The sequence below is a fragment of the Serratia sp. NA_112.1 genome (assembly GCF_052691715.1).
Genome location: NZ_JBQZFO010000005.1, coordinates 40987 through 55775, shown reverse-complemented (window position 1 = coordinate 55775; position 14789 = coordinate 40987). Strand labels below are relative to the sequence as shown.

The 14789-nt window shown below is 54.1% G+C and carries 14 protein-coding genes; 5 read left to right on the top strand and 9 right to left on the bottom strand.

Going from position 1 to position 14789, the window contains the following annotated elements; genetic code table 11:
- Positions 1–21: 21 nt before the first annotated feature.
- A complete protein-coding gene (locus tag ACUTQ5_RS12555) occupies positions 22–1062 on the bottom strand; it encodes a GNAT family N-acetyltransferase (protein ID WP_445651517.1) in 1041 nt (346 codons plus the stop codon).
- Positions 1063–1100: 38 nt separating this feature from the next.
- Positions 1101–1838: a class I SAM-dependent methyltransferase gene (locus tag ACUTQ5_RS12550; protein ID WP_445651516.1), complete on the bottom strand. Its 738-nt coding sequence runs from the start codon at positions 1836–1838 to the stop codon at positions 1101–1103.
- A gap of 366 nt (positions 1839–2204) precedes the next feature.
- Here ACUTQ5_RS12550 and ACUTQ5_RS12545 point away from each other — a divergent pair, with 366 nt between their 5' ends.
- Positions 2205–2567, top strand: a complete 363-nt coding sequence (locus ACUTQ5_RS12545; RefSeq protein WP_445651515.1) for a GNAT family N-acetyltransferase — start codon at positions 2205–2207, stop codon at positions 2565–2567.
- A 141-nt stretch (positions 2568–2708) separates the two neighbouring features.
- Positions 2709–3068, top strand: coding sequence for an AprI/Inh family metalloprotease inhibitor (locus ACUTQ5_RS12540; RefSeq protein ID WP_445651514.1), 360 nt, complete (start codon positions 2709–2711; stop codon positions 3066–3068).
- A 39-nt stretch (positions 3069–3107) separates the two neighbouring features.
- On the opposite strand, the gene ACUTQ5_RS12535 is transcribed toward ACUTQ5_RS12540, so the two are convergent.
- Both ACUTQ5_RS12535 and ACUTQ5_RS12530 read right to left on the bottom strand, forming a co-directional pair.
- A complete protein-coding gene (locus ACUTQ5_RS12535; protein ID WP_445651513.1) occupies positions 3108–3629 on the bottom strand; it encodes a chromate transporter in 522 nt (173 codons plus the stop codon).
- On the bottom strand, positions 3626–4198 hold the full coding sequence (locus ACUTQ5_RS12530) for a chromate transporter (RefSeq protein WP_445651512.1): 573 nt from the start codon (positions 4196–4198) through the stop codon (positions 3626–3628). Before ACUTQ5_RS12530 ends, ACUTQ5_RS12535 begins: the two co-directional genes overlap by 4 nt.
- A 99-nt stretch (positions 4199–4297) precedes the next feature.
- On the opposite strand from ACUTQ5_RS12530, the gene ACUTQ5_RS12525 reads away from it, so the two are divergent.
- Positions 4298–5218, top strand: a complete 921-nt coding sequence (locus ACUTQ5_RS12525) for a LysR family transcriptional regulator (RefSeq protein WP_445651682.1) — start codon at positions 4298–4300, stop codon at positions 5216–5218.
- Positions 5219–5221: 3 nt separating this feature from the next.
- Here the strand turns inward: ACUTQ5_RS12525 and ACUTQ5_RS12520 are convergent, their stop codons facing one another.
- On the bottom strand, positions 5222–5347 hold the full coding sequence (locus ACUTQ5_RS12520) for a hypothetical protein (protein ID WP_445651689.1): 126 nt from the start codon (positions 5345–5347) through the stop codon (positions 5222–5224).
- Between the two features lie 339 nt (positions 5348–5686).
- Between ACUTQ5_RS12520 and ACUTQ5_RS12515 the strand changes: the two genes are divergently transcribed.
- The gene (locus tag ACUTQ5_RS12515) at positions 5687–6856 is read left to right on the top strand and encodes a cupin domain-containing protein (protein ID WP_445651511.1); all 1170 of its coding nucleotides are present in this window, start codon (positions 5687–5689) and stop codon (positions 6854–6856) included.
- 36 nt (positions 6857–6892) lie between these two features.
- On the opposite strand, the gene ACUTQ5_RS12510 is transcribed toward ACUTQ5_RS12515, so the two are convergent.
- Genes ACUTQ5_RS12510 through ACUTQ5_RS12500 form a run of 3 tightly spaced genes read right to left on the bottom strand, consistent with a single transcriptional unit; the run spans position 6893 to position 10888 of the window.
- Positions 6893–8197, bottom strand: coding sequence for a c-type cytochrome (locus ACUTQ5_RS12510; RefSeq protein WP_445651510.1), 1305 nt, complete (start codon positions 8195–8197; stop codon positions 6893–6895).
- Between the two features lie 11 nt (positions 8198–8208).
- Positions 8209–8667: a (2Fe-2S)-binding protein gene (locus tag ACUTQ5_RS12505; protein ID WP_020826797.1), complete on the bottom strand. Its 459-nt coding sequence runs from the start codon at positions 8665–8667 to the stop codon at positions 8209–8211.
- Positions 8668–8680: 13 nt separating this feature from the next.
- On the bottom strand, positions 8681–10888 hold the full coding sequence (locus ACUTQ5_RS12500) for a molybdopterin cofactor-binding domain-containing protein (protein ID WP_445651509.1): 2208 nt from the start codon (positions 10886–10888) through the stop codon (positions 8681–8683).
- Between the two features lie 320 nt (positions 10889–11208).
- Here ACUTQ5_RS12500 and hpxO point away from each other — a divergent pair, with 320 nt between their 5' ends.
- Positions 11209–12366 (top strand): FAD-dependent urate hydroxylase HpxO, encoded by a 1158-nt coding sequence (gene hpxO, locus ACUTQ5_RS12495; protein ID WP_445651508.1) that lies wholly within the window; start codon positions 11209–11211, stop codon positions 12364–12366.
- Positions 12367–12468: 102 nt separating this feature from the next.
- Here hpxO and dcp read toward each other — a convergent pair whose 3' ends face one another.
- Positions 12469–14670, bottom strand: coding sequence for a peptidyl-dipeptidase Dcp (gene dcp, locus ACUTQ5_RS12490; protein ID WP_445651507.1), 2202 nt, complete (start codon positions 14668–14670; stop codon positions 12469–12471).
- Positions 14671–14789: the final 119 nt, after the last annotated feature.

The window sequence follows — 14789 nt, the reverse complement described above, 5'->3', positions numbered from 1 at the left end:
TTAAATGGATCTTTTCAGCTATTACAATGGAATAGCTTTATTCAGCCGCCCGCTCGTGAGGGTATATAATCGTTCAGGTTGTAGTCCTAACCGTGTTTTGATTTTGGCATTGAGACGACCCGCTTCCAGGCGCTTTAACTGATGAGAAAAGGCATAGCGATAGGCATTGGCAAAAGCCAGTGTATAGGGACTAAACTCCACGTCGTCATAACGCATACCTGCCGACCATAAATGCAAAGTATCCTGTTGTTGGAAACAAATCATTCCCGCTATCAATTCTCCTTCCCGTTCAATCAAATTAAGACGGATAAGATCACCGCAGATTCGAATAAATCGGGCCAGGAGGTCAGCAGGAAAATACCCTGGAGTTCCATGACGAGCTGTTGTTTCCTGGCAAAGTACTGCAAGTTTTTCTAATCGTTTATCAAATGGTGGTGCCAACATCGACAAAGTAGCACCACTACTTTCAAACTTACGGATTTGTCGGCGCATTTCATTCCGGCCTTTATAGGGCAGGTTTTCAATAAAATTTTCAAAATCAATAAAATCAGAGAGTTCTGCATGCCAACGATCTAACATGAAATTGACATTTAAATCGAATGCCCCTGCATGCTGGATTAAAAATGGTTCTTGCACGTTTAGTAAGCCGAAATATCTGGCTCCCTCTATCATTGCCAGGTTGCGCCATCGACAAAATAATGCGTCATACAACTCCAATGAGAGTTTACTACTCGGAATAGTGCTATCAAAACAATGCATCGTATGACTGAAAATCCCATATTCATCACCATGGTCAATAATTCCTGAATTTTCAGCAAAGACTTTAAACGGATCTACAATTGATAACCTTTGTAAATAGGCAGGAACAACCGCGAGTAATTGTCCATGCGTACGAGCAACCAGATAATAAGTTTTTTTTACAGGTAATAACGATGCATTTTCAGAGGCGTTGAGAAATCGCCAATCATAAAATAGCGTTCCATTCCGGCATTGATGAAACTGGTCATATTCAGACTTTGATAACTGACTCAATGATGAATAAACTTCAATAGTTATTTCCATAGTCCTCCACACCATGTATGAATATTTAATGGTTGATTTTATTTCTTGTTGCCCGTGTAACGCCCCTCAACCAGCATCGTATGTGGCTTATCAATATATGATTTCAAATTCATTGTGGATGAAAAATTTTGCGGGTGAGGGACTGTCCATCGAATGTCGGTTAGCCCGGCCATTTCAAAGGCCTCATTCATGCTAGCTTGAGACCAATACCAGGCTGTAATCGTAGTTTTTTTATCACCTTGGGGTAAATGTAAGTAAACCTCACAACCATCTTGATAAGGAATGTCAGCAGAGAGGTTAAAACCATAAGGTACATAATAATCGTGATCGGTAGCATATTGTGGATTTAACGGCAATGTTATTAATCGCCCTTCGGGACGAACTAGCTTAACCATACTATTTGCCATAACATGCAATTGCTCACGATTGCAAGCATAAGGAAGAACATAAATCCCCAATACCAAATCAAACTGATGTTCTAACCCGGGCAATGTTGAAATGTATTCCACGCCTTGAGGATCCATTAATTCCCTTTCCCTCGCATGATCCAACATACCGCCAGCCACGTCGTATCCGACGACGCGTTTAGCCCCAAGAGACTTTAATAATCTGGCGTAATAGCCAGAACCACAACCGAAGTCAAGAACACTTAATCCGGATACATCACCAATATTTTCTAATACCGCAGGTATTTCGATTTCTTTTCTGAATGGCCAATTCATCATATCATCATACAAAGTGGCCAAAGCATCAAATTGGGATATGTGATTACTCATAGGATGTTTAGTACCTCTTACATTTAATCTTTTATCAGGTATAGGTAAAGAACAAAAAAAATACAAATATAAAATTAAATTAAGTATCTAACACGAGAAAAAATATCAAGGGAATTACTTTCATGATAACAGCTTCAATTGAATTAATATTTACTATAAACAATTAATATATAAACATTTAATGATGGCATTACTCTGCATCTTAGTCCACGGCGTGACGGGATGACCAAAAGGTCATTTTAGCAAGGGCGTTATTCCTTCACGGTGCAAGAGTCTGTGAGTAGAGGAGAGTTAAGAGCGTTTAATGAAGAGTAATTATTTGATTTTAAAATAAGTAGCCATTTAGATTGGCTATTTAACGGCGTTTTGAGTTCCGTTGCTCCTCAAACCCCCGTATTCGGCGCCTATTCAAACGGCAGGATCGTTGGGGTCATGGTATTCAAACAGGCCGAGGGCATTAAAGATGCGCATAAGGCCTCACTGACCGGGGTATTTGTTGAACCCGAATTCAGAGGCCAGGGGATCGCCAATGCGCTGCTAAAAGCGGTTATTGATCATGGCTCCAACCAGGTTGAGCAGATACTGCTTACCGTTGTAGCAGACAACGATGCCGCAATTAGCCTCTATAAGCGGTTCGGTTTCGAACCTTATGGCGTGGAGCCTCGTGCGTTGAAGACCGAGCAGGGCTATCTCGACGAAATGCTTATGGTACTTATTTTTCGCCGGTAACGAGCATTAAAACCCCTTGCCCTTCGCTCACCCAGAATTTGGGATCGTGCTATGGTGTTAACGGATTTCAGTAAGGAGTGGCCGATGCCGAGATTTCTCTCTTTGCGCGCAGTACGGCGCGTTGCCCTGACAGGAGTTGTTATGAGCCTTATGTTAAGCAGCACTACCTTGGCCAATTCACTGCCCCTGCTGGCCCCCTCTGCGCTAAAGGGCCACTGGCAATTGAATGACGCCGAAAACAAAGCCGCCGCCTGCGAGGTTGAGTTAAGCGATGAATTGATCGAAGGCACTAACGCCTACCGGTTTACCGCCTCTGCACAATGTCTGCAGCCGCTGGCCCTAGCCGAACTGCCGGTTGCCTGGCGCCCAACGCCGGACGGCATGACGCTGACCAACGCCGACGGCAGCATGGTCGCGTTCCTGGCGCTGACGGCCCCCAAACACTACGAAGTGATAAATCATCATGGCAAGCCGCGCTTTACGCTGACGCCACGCCAATAGTCGGCTTTTCTGGCGTGACGACAGCGTAAAAACCTGTCGTCACGCCACCAACAACCCCATTAACGCACCGCCCGCCAGCACCCACAACGGATGAATACGCTTGCTCATGCTCACCACCGTGGCCAGCAGAATAATCGCTGCCAACGGCCAGCTTGGCGCGGAAGCTTTGGCGATCAGCACTCCACTCGCCGCGACCAAACCGACGGTAACCGGCACCAGGCCACTCTGCACTCTGCGCCGCCAGGGTTTATCCTTGAAGCGTCGCCAGGCCCCCATCACCAGCAGGGTGACTATCGACGACGGGCCGAACTTGGCAACCGAAGAGACCAGCAGCCCGGACCAGCCGGCCACGTGCCAGCCTATCAGCGGCACGATCATCATATTCGGCCCCGGCGCGGCCTGAGCCATAGCGAACAGCGCACTGAACTCCTGCGCGTTCATCCATTGATGAACCTCCACCACCTGGCGCTGCATCTCCGGCAGAATGGTCATGCCGCCACCGAACGCCAGCAGCGACAACTCGGTGAAAATCAATGCCAGTGAGAGCAAGATGGCAATCATGATGGGTTCCTCCACCACAGCAACAGAATGCTCAGCGGTGCCAGCACCAGCATAGTCGGTAATAACGGCAGACGCAGCCAGGCGATGGCAATCAGACTGATCGCCACAATCGCCAGCGACAGCCATTTACCACGCAGCGGTAACAGCATTTTTATCCCGGTGGACAACAGCAAACCGGCCGCCGCCGCTGCCAGCCCGGCAAACACGTGTTGCACATGCGCATCGTTCTGAAAACGGGCGTAGACCACACCTAACCCAACCACAATCGCCGTTGGCGCGCTGATCAGCCCCAGCAACGCGCACAAGGCACCGCGTACCCCGCGAAACTCCATGCCCACGGCCACCGAAAGATTGATCACGTTACCACCTGGCAAAAACTGACACAGGCCCAGCAATTCGGTGAACTGTTCACCGCTTAACCAGCGACGGTCTTCGACCAGCATGTTACGTGCCAGCGGCAGCACGCCGCCAAAACCGATCAGCCCCAGCATCAGAAAGCCCCAAAATAGCTCACCGTTGCCCGGTGGGGACGCCAGTTCGCGGTTTTTTACTGCATCAGATTCAGACATTGCCGCTTCCACATTGCTTTTTATGATGGCTGGTATGATGCGCGCCGCTATGTCATGCTGTCTAATGCATTTCATAAGCAAAAAAGATACCTTTGAGGTATAGCTATGATCGAACTTCGTCGCCTGCGGGCATTCGTTATCGTGGTGGAAGAAGGCAATATCACCCGCGCCGCCGAACGGCTGTTTATTCAGCAGCCCCCGTTAACCCGCCTGTTGCAAGGGCTGGAAGATGAGCTGGGGGTAAAGCTGTTGCAGCGCCTGCCACGCGGCGTGCGCGTCACCGAAGCCGGCAATGTGCTGTTCAATGAAGCTCGTGCCCTGTTGGCACGGGCAGAACATCTGACCGAGGCGGTGCACCGTGCCGCACGGGGCGAACAAGGGCATATCGCCATCGGCTTCACCAGTTCTGCCGCTCTGCACCCGTTTGTGCCCAATCTGCTGCGCTGCTACCGCGAGATCCTGCCGGGTATTACCACCCAGTTGGAAGAGGCAGGCAGCGGTGAGCTATTGGAGGCATTGGTGGATGAGCGCCTTGACGTGGCCTTTGTGCGCTCACCGGTGGGTGGCATTCCAGGGTTGACGATTGAACCGGTGCTGCGTGAATCGATGCTGGTCGCCCTGCCTGTCGGCCACCCGCTGGCCGCCACCAGTGAGCCCCCCCTGCCGCTGGAGGCATTAATCCACGAAGCCTTTATCCTTTATCGTCGGCCTGCGGGTCAGGGTTTATACGACGCTATTCTGGCAGCCTGCCACCGTGCCGGTTTCAGCCCACGCGTGATTCAGGAAGCCCCGCGCCTGCCCGCGACCCTCAGCCTGGTGGGTGCCGGTTTAGGGTTGTCCATCGTGCCTGCCTCGATGCGCCGTTTGGGGGGCGACGGCATTGTCTACCGGGCGATTAACGATCGGGCCCAGCTCAGTGCGCCGCTTTATCTTGCGCTGCGCAACAACCGAACATCGGCCATCATCACGCGTTTTCGCGATTTGGTGGCTGAAGCGGTCAGTGAGCAGCCGTCCGGCTAATCGTTAATCCGCCCATTGAGCTGGCGATTTGATCATCCTCGGCGAAACTTTTTCGGCAAAGCGCTCGATATAAGACATCAGCCAGACGGTGAAAATAATCGGCAGCACCGAACCGGCATAGTCGACCATTCGCCCCACTTTAGCCCATTGATTGAATTAACCGATTAAAATAACACTGACAAAAAAACCTGCCTAAATAAATTAATTCTGTTTATTATTTATTGAACAAAAAACAAAATTAAATTGATACCGCCTGATTATTATTTAACAGTAAAACCAATAATTACAGCCTCTCTCAATTGGTAACAAAAACAAATAAATTATTCGCAACGATCGAAAACTAACAAACTATGATTTAACCGTCGCCAAACATTTTCAACGCGGCAATAACACACCTGCAGTCAATAAAACCAACAGATAAATCCTGCCGGCCTTGCGGCAGGTATTCTATATATTGGAGAAAGTTATATGTTATCGCGTCGTGATATATTAAAGGCCTCTGCGGTCAGCGCAGCAGCAGCCAGCGTAATGGGCGGTATGATTAAATCCGCCAGCGCTGACGATCATCGCAATATTGTCCCGTCCAGTACTTTCCAACCCGCCGCCGATGCACAAAACCTTTATAAATATGTCTTTGCCAACAGCAAAAAACGCAGTCTGCCCAGCGGCTGGGCCAGAGAGGCTACTGTCGAACAATTCCCGATTTCTGAAGGCGTTGCCGGGGTGGATATGACGCTGGAACCGGGCGGCGTACGCGAGCTGCACTGGCACGCCATTGCCGCCGAATGGGCATTTATGCTGGAAGGTCATGCCCGTATCACCATCATCGACCCGGAAGGAAAGTGCGAAATGGCGGACTTCGCCGCCGGGGACGTTTGGTATTTCCCCAAAGGCTACGGGCACTCGATCCAGGCATTGGCGGACGGCGCGCACTTTGTCTTGACCTTTGATAACGGCCATTTTTCCGAGTTTGGTACTTTCAGCATTACCGACTGGGTGGCGCACATGCCCAAAGAAGTGTTGGAAAAAAGCGTCAATATGCCTGCATCAGTATTTTCCAAAGCCAAACAGGGTGAGGCCTATATTGTCGGCGGTGCGGTTCCCCCGCCTCTGCCCCTGCCCAGCAACGACGGCGGTTTGAATAATGCCCCGCTGGCTCACCGTTATGAATTAATGAAACAAAAACCTTTTTTTGAAAATGATGCAGGCAGCGTTCATTTGGTTTCCTCAAAAGAATTCCCCATTTCAACCACCATGACCGGCATTATCGAAATCGTCAAACCCGGTGCCGTGCGGGAATTGCACTGGCATCCCAACGCCAATGAGTGGCAATACTATATTTCCGGTCAGGGCCGCATGACGGTATTCAGTTCACACGGCCATGCGCAGACATCAGAATATGCGCCGACAGACGTCGGTTATGTCCCGCAGGGGTTTGGTCATTACATTGAGAATATGGGCGATGAGGATCTCAAGGTGTTAATCGTACTGGACAACGGTATTTACCAGGATATTTCGCTGTCTGACTGGCTGGCGAAAACCCCGGCCTATCTGCTGGCAGATAACTTCAATAATCAGATTGCCGACTGGCAAGCTCGCCCCAGAGATAAACTGGTGATGTCCCGACGCAAAAGCTGATGGCTAGCGAGGGGGCGTTAACCCCCTCGCCAAAGGTTACTGCTTACGCTGCTCCGCCACCTGTTTGGCGGTCACCTTGCCCTGTTTTTCACCAAACTGGCCCACCACGTAGTTGGCTACCGCAGCCACTTCTTCGTCCGAGTATTGGCTACCAAAGTCCGGCATAAACTCGTGCTGCTCACCAATGCTGATACGCGTACCTTTGAGGATTGCCTGCACCACGCTACGGCCCTGCGGATCGTTAACTGCGGTGCTGCCGACCAGCGAAGCATATTTGCTCTGGCGGCCGGTGCCGTTCCACTGGTGACACCCGCTACAGTCTCCGGCGAACAGCCTGCGGCCCAGTGAGTCTTCCTGCCCACCCGGCAATATCGCACTGGATGACGCCGCACCTTTCGGTTGCAAATTCACCGCACTGGCACTGTCGGTGGCGATCGGCTCGATATTGCGCAGATATTTCACCAGCGCCTGATTGTCCTCCGGCGTCAGGTACTGCAGGCTGTTTTCCACCGCTTCCGCCATCGGGCCGGAAGCGCTGCTGCGCCCTTCCGCATGGCCGGTGGCCAGATATTGCGACAGTTGCTGCTCGCTCCAGCCACCAATACCGGTCTGAGAGTCCGGGGTAATATTGCCGGCGAACCAGCCCTGGATCACTTCACCGCTGAGGTTTTTACTCTGATTAATGCCGAAGCCCAAATTGCGCGGGGTATGGCACTCGCTGCAGTGGCCCAGTGCGGTCGCCAGATAGGCCCCACGGTTCCATTGCTCATCCTGATTGAGGTTCGGCTCGAAGCGTTTTTCGTTGAAGAACGCCAAATTCCAGAATTTCATGCCCCAGCGCTGGTTGAAAGGGAACGACAGGTCGTTTTCCAGATTGGCCTGCTTCACCGGCGGCAGGCTGAACAGGTAGGCCTTGATCGCCAATACGTCGTCACGGCTTAACGCAGTGTAGGAAGTATATGGCATTGCCGGATACAGATTCCCCTGTGGGCCGACGCCTTCACGCACCGCACTCACAAACTGATCGTCACTCCAGTCACCGATCCCGGTTTCCGGGTCGGCAGTAATGTTGGTGCCATAAATGGTTCCGAATGGCAGTTTAAAAGCAAAACCCCCGGCGAAAGGTTTACCGCCAGGTGCGGTGTGGCAGGCCACGCAGTCGGCGGCACGGGCTAGATATTCACCACGGGCCAGCTTATCGTTAATGCTCGCCGGGGCCCCGGCGATAGGGGCCGTCGGCTCGGGGCCGACCGGGCGTAACAGGGTATAAAGCGCGTAGCCTCCCGCTAACACCACTATTGCGACAATCAGCCATAACAGCCATCTCAGGGCGTAGTTCATGGGTTTCTCCCTTAATCCAACGCCTTGGCGGCCTGGTGAATGGCGGCGCGAATGCGCACGTAGGTAGCACAGCGGCAAACGTTGCCACTCATCGCCGCGTCAATATCTGCATCGCTCGGGTTTTTGCTCTGAGCCAGCAGCGCGCTGGCGCTCATGATCTGGCCTGACTGACAGTAGCCGCATTGCACCACGTCCAGATTGACCCAAGCCGCCTGCACCGCTTTGCCCGCCGGCGTCTCGCCAATCGCTTCAATGGTGGTGATTTTCTTGCCCTCGGCGGCAGAGACCGGCGTCATGCAAGAACGCACCGGCACGCCGTCCAGATGGACGGTACAAGCGCCGCACATCGCGATACCACAGCCAAATTTGGTGCCGGTCAGCCCGGCTTCATCACGCAGAAACCACAACAGCGGCATATGCGGGTCGCCATCAAACGTCAGCGGTTGGTCGTTCACGGTTAAAGTTATCATGCTGTTCTCCTTGTCAGACGCTGGCGTCACTGTTGGAACGGTGTAAAGGCAAGCTCAGCGAACTACGGGGCCGCCCGAGCAGTGCCAGAGCATTCCCGACCGCCGGGGCAATGGTCGGCACACCCAGTTCACCCACGCCGGTCGGGGCCTCGGTGGAAGGCACGATAATCACCTCTATTTCCGGCATTTCATCGATACGCAGTGGACGGAAATTGTTGAAGTTGGACTGCTCAACCACCCCGTCTTTTAGCGTAATGTTGCCGTACAGTGCGATGTTCAAACCATAGCCGATGCCGCCTTCAATCTGCGCACGTATCACATCCGGATTGACCGCTACGCCGCAGTCCACCGCACACCACACCTTGTGCACCCGCGGAATGCCCCCTTCGCCGAGCGAGACCTCGGCAATCTGCGCCACCCGGGTATTAAAGGCCTTGGCGACGCCAACCCCCCGCGCCCGGCCATCCACCACCTTCGCGCCCTGCCAGTTGGCCGCTTTCGCCACCGCCCGCAATACGCCGGCCTCACGCGGCGCATCCCCCATCAGGGCCAATCGCCCCTCTACCGGATCCTGCCCGGTTTCCTGCAACAGTTGGTCGATAAAGCTTTCCACCGCGTGACCGGTGTGGGTACTGGCGACCGATCTCAGTGAGGTAGTGGGTACCTTGCCCGGTACGATATGGGTGTCGCAGCGGAAGCTCTCAAAGGTATAAGGAACGTCGCTGGCGCCTTCGATCATCATCTGATCGACACCGTTGGCCACCAATGCCGTCATCGCACTGTTGAGCGCCCAGGAATGGCCGACGACGGTATCGCTCCAGCCTACCACCTTGCCGCCACGGATCGCCCCGCGTAGCCGGTGCAGGATCATCGGTCGATACCAGCCGTTGCGAATATCATCTTCACGCGTCCACACCACCTTAACCCCATGCCCTGGTCCAATCGCCTTGGCGGCCGCCGCCATGTCTGCGATCAGATCCGGCCCCAGCTTCGGGTTGCCAAGATCGATACGGCGACCAAAGCTGCCACCGGCTAAAATGGTTTCAATTTCTACCTTCTCCGGCGGCAATTGGAACAGGTTGCACAGTTGTTGGTGATCGAGGGTTTGGATCTGGCAGCCATAACGCGCCTTGACGCTTTCACCGTCCCAGAACAGATAGCCGTCCAACGGCTCCATCGGCGCATGGGCCACATACGGGAAGGTGTATTCCGCTTCGATCACTTTGTCGGCTTTATCAAAAACTTCGTCCGGCTGACCGTGGCTTTTCGCCACCGCACCGGGCTTTTGCGCCACCTGGCGGAACTCGGCGAAAATCTGCTCGGTGTTGCGCCGCTCGGCCTGCGAGTCGTCCCACTCCACCTGTAATTTTTCACGCCCCTGGATCGCCGCCCAGGTATTTTTGGCGTACACCGCCACGCCGGTATCGGTCTGCTTCACCGCCACCACGCCCGGCACCGTCAGCGCCCGGCTGGCATCAAATGACGCCACCTTGCCGCCGAAACGCGGCGGTTTTTTGATGGTCACGGTCAGCATATCCGGCTCATGAATGTCCTGAGTGAATTGCGCCGAGCCGTTAGTCTTTGCCAGTGAATCCACCCGGTGCAGGCCGCTGGCCTTACCGATCAGCGTAAAATTGGCGGGATCTTTCAGTGTCAGGGTCGCGGGGTCGGGCGGTGGCAACTGGCTGGCTAACACGGCAAACTCACCGAAGCCTGCTTCACGCCCACTGGCCGCGTGGCGGATCTTACCCGCCTGCACGGTAATTTCCTGCGCCGAGGTTTTCCAGCTTTGCGCGGCGGCCTGAACCAGCATCGCACGCGCCATGGCCCCCATACGACGCATCTGCTCATAGGCATTGGCCACCGAACTGGAACCACCGGTGCCCTGGAAACCGAACGACAGATTTTTATAGACGTTGGTATCAACCGGCGCGGCAACCACCCGCACCTGCAACCAATCGGCGTCCAGCTCTTCGGCGACCAAGGTCGCCATGCCGGTATACACCCCCTGGCCCACCTCGGTATGTTTACTGAGCACCGTGACAATGCCTTCCCGGTCAATCTGCACGAAGGCATTGGCTGCATGAGGATTGTTTTCAGGCGCAGTGGCGGTGTTTGCGCGGGCCAGCGCACCGGTGGACGGCAGATAGGCACCGATCACCAGCGCACTGGCGCCGACGATAAAACGCCGCCGGGTAAGCGGGACTTCGGGTAGATTCATTGCTTATAGCTCCAAAATGCCGATCAACTTTAATCAATGCGGCGAAATCATTCTTTTTATGCCCACCGTCTGCATACACCAGCGCGACGGGCTAATAGTTAGAGTAGCCTATTATTTTCTCTTTCTGGCATTCAGGCGAGGTTTTCCGTTACCGATTCGTGCGGTGTGGTTTGATAGGCAACCCTGGTCAAAGTTGCTCCGTCACGGCCCATAGATTGCACCAAATTGCATCAGGCGGCTGCCTGAACCCGCATCAGCGGCCGGTTTGCGGACTGGTATGGAAATTGCTTCTTCCGAGCATGGCTATAAGGGAGAAGCAGATGAAAGCAATTATTATTGGTGGGGGTATCGGCGGTCTGTGTAGCGCCATCGCATTGCAGCGGGTCGGTATCGACACCGAGGTTTTTGAAGCGGTCAAAACAATCAAACCGGTCGGGGCCGCGATTTCCATCTGGCCCAACGGCGTAAAATGTATTAATTATCTGGGGATGAAAGAACCGCTGCGCGCGCTTGGCGGCCCAATGAACTACATGGCCTATCAGGAATACCTGCACGGCCAGACACTGACCCGCTTTAGCCTGGATCCGCTGATTGCCAGCGTCGGCGAGCGGCCTTACCCGGTGGCCCGTGCCGAGCTACAGGCGATGTTGCTGGACACCTATGGCCGCGACCAGGTGCGCTTTGGCAAACGCGTCAGCGGCATTGAAGAAACGCCGCAAGGCGTGACCGCCTGGTTTGCAGATGGCAGCCAGGCCAGCGGTGATTTTCTGATCGCCGCCGACGGCACTCATTCCGCCATTCGCCCTTATGTGCTGGGCCATGGGGTAGATCGCCGCTACGCCGGTTACGTCAACTGGAACGGGCTAGTAACCATTGACGAGTCCATCGCCCCCGCCGACCAGTGGACCACCTTTGTGGGTGAAGGCAAGCGGGTGTCGTTGATGCCGGTTTCCGATAACCGTTTCTACTATTTCTTCGATGTCCCGCTGCCCACCGGGCTGGCGGAAGACCGCAACAGCGCCCGTGCCGATCTGCAACGTTACTTTGCCGGCTGGGCCGAACCGGTGCAAAAACTGATTGCCGCACTCGATCCCGAAACCATCAACCGCATTGAGATCCATGATATCGAACCTTTTGAACAGCTGGTGCGCGGGCGCGTGGCATTACTGGGCGATGCCGGGCACAGCACCACGCCAGATATTGGCCAGGGCGGCTGTGCGGCGATGGAGGACGCGGTAGTGCTGGCGATTGCCTTACAAACCAACTCGCTCGGCATTGAAGACGCGCTGTTGCGCTATCAGGAAAAACGCAGCCACCGGGTGAAGGATTTGGTGCTGAAGGCGCGCAAGCGCTGTGATGTCACCCACGGTAAAGAGATGGCGATCACCCATGGCTGGTACGAAGAACTGAAAAGTGAAACCGGCGAGCGAATTCTCTCCGGCATGAAAGAAACCATTATGGGCGGGCCGCTGGCCTGACTCTTCCCTTCTTCTGCGGCAAGGCCAGGCTTTGCCGTCAAACACTCAAAAAGAGGCGTAATTTCTTACGCCCCTTGCCATTGCAGTTAACACCGTAGCCTATTACTGGTCTTTGAGGCCGCGGTTAATCAGCATCGGTTCAATGCTTGGTGCTTTGCCACGCCAGTCGACGTACAGTTTTTCCAGATCCTGGCTGTTGCCACGCGACAGCACCATGTCGCGGAAGCGCTGGCCGTTCTCCGCCGTCAGGCCGCCATGTTCGGTAAACCACTGGAAGGCGTCATCCGCCAGCATTTCGGTCCACAGGTAGGCATAGTAACCGGCAGCATAGCCGTTACCCCAGATATGCTTGAAGTAGCTGGAGCGATAGCGCGGCGGTACATAGCTGAGGTCGATCTTGTCCTTCATCAGCGATTCGGCCTCGAACTTGTCCACGTCCTGCTGCGGCTGGTCGGCGCTCAACATATGCCAGTGCATATCCAACAGCGCGGCAGACAGCAGCTCGGTCATGTCATAACCTTTGTTGAACTTGTCGGCTTTTTTGATTTTGTCGACCAGTGCCTGCGGCATGGCTTCACCGGTTTTGTAATGCCTGGCGAAGTGGGCAAAGACTTTCGGATCGCTGGCCCAGTGTTCGTTGAACTGCGAGGGGAACTCAACAAAGTCGCGTGCGGTATTGGTGCCGGACAGACTTGGATACTCCTGATCGGCAAACATGCCGTGCAACGCATGACCAAATTCGTGGAACATGGTGATCACGTCGTCGTATGACAACAGCGCAGGCTGGCCCGCTGCCGGTTTGGTGAAGTTGGCGACGTTGTAAATCACCGGCTTGGTGCCTTTCAGCTTCGATTGTTCGACAAAGTTGCTCATCCAGGCACCACCGCCCTTGTTGTCGCGTTTAAAGAAGTCGGTATAGAACAGCGCCAACGATTTGCCGTCTTTATCGAAGACTTCATACACGCGAACGTCCGGTTGGTAGACCGGGATGTCCTTGCGCTCTTTAAAACTGATGCCATACAGCAGGTTGGCGGCATAAAACACGCCGTTGTTCAGCACGTTATCCAGCTCAAAGTAAGGTTTTATCTGCGATTCATCCAAATCGTATTTGGCTTTGCGCACCTGTTCGGCGTAGAACTGCCAGTCCCAGGCCTCAACCTTGAAACCGCCTTTCTGTTGATCAATCACCCCCTGAATGTCTTTGGCTTCGCGTTCGGCGCGCGCGGTGGCCGCCGGAACGATATTGCGCATAAAGCTCAGCGCCGCATCCGGGGTTTTGGCCATCTGGTTTTGTAGCTTCCAAGCGGCGTAGTTCGGGAAGCCGAGCAACCTGGCCTGCTCGGCGCGAATTTTGGCCAAGCGAGCAATGGTCTGGCGGGTGTCGTTAGCGTCGCCCTTTTCTGCACGGTTCCACGAGGCATCAAACAGCGCTTTGCGAGTTTCGCGGTCTTTCAGACTCTGCAATTCGGGTTGCTGGGTGGTATTTTGCAGCACCAGCAGCCACTGTTTGTCCAGCTTGCGCTCACTGGCCGCCTGGGCCGCCGCCGCCAGCTCACTTTCCGACAGGCCGTCCAGCTTGCCTTTGTCAGCGATCGCCAGTGCGCCATCTTTGGTCGCCGCCAACAGTTTGTTGGAGAACTGGGTGCTCAGCGTTGCCGCTTCCTGGTTCAGGGCCTTGAGTTTGGTTTTATCGGCGTCGGACAGATTGGCCCCCGCCAGCTCAAAGTTCTTATAGGTCACTTCTACCAGTCGGCGAGATTCCGCATCCAGTTTTAACGCATCGCGCTGTTGATAAACCGCCTTGATACGGGCAAACAGCTTGCTGTTGAGCATGATGGCGTCATCCAGCGCCGCCAGTTTCGGCGAGCTTTGCTCATCAAGTTTTTGCAACCCGTCGCTGGTATTGGCCGAGGTCATGGCGCCAAAGACGTTCATCACTCGCGACAGCAACGCGCCGCTTTGTTCCATGGCCACAAAGGTATTTTTAAAATCAGGCTTGGCCGGGTTATTGGCGATCTTCTCCACCTCCTCCAGCTTTTGCTTGATGCCGGCGTCGATCGCCGGGGCGTAGTCGCTTTCTTTGATCAGATTGAACGGCGGCGCCTGGAATGGCAGACGGCTCTGATAGAAGAATGGGTTCTCGTTCTTTTTGTTCTCGTGCTGGTTGGCTTCACCGGTCACGTTAGCCTCCTTAGCCTGGCCGCTTGGCAACGCGCTATGACTCGCGTGCGAGTTGGTTTCTGCTGCCTGTGCCTGCGTGCCCAGCGCCATGCCGATCGCCAGCACCAATGTAGATAAACGCATCAAATCGAAACTCCTCCATGTCCACAGAATAATGTCGCGGAGAGCTCATCTCCCCTTGAGTCACATCCTAGCTTAGGCGCAGTTGGCAGTTTGAGCAAAAACAAGTGATTAACCAGACT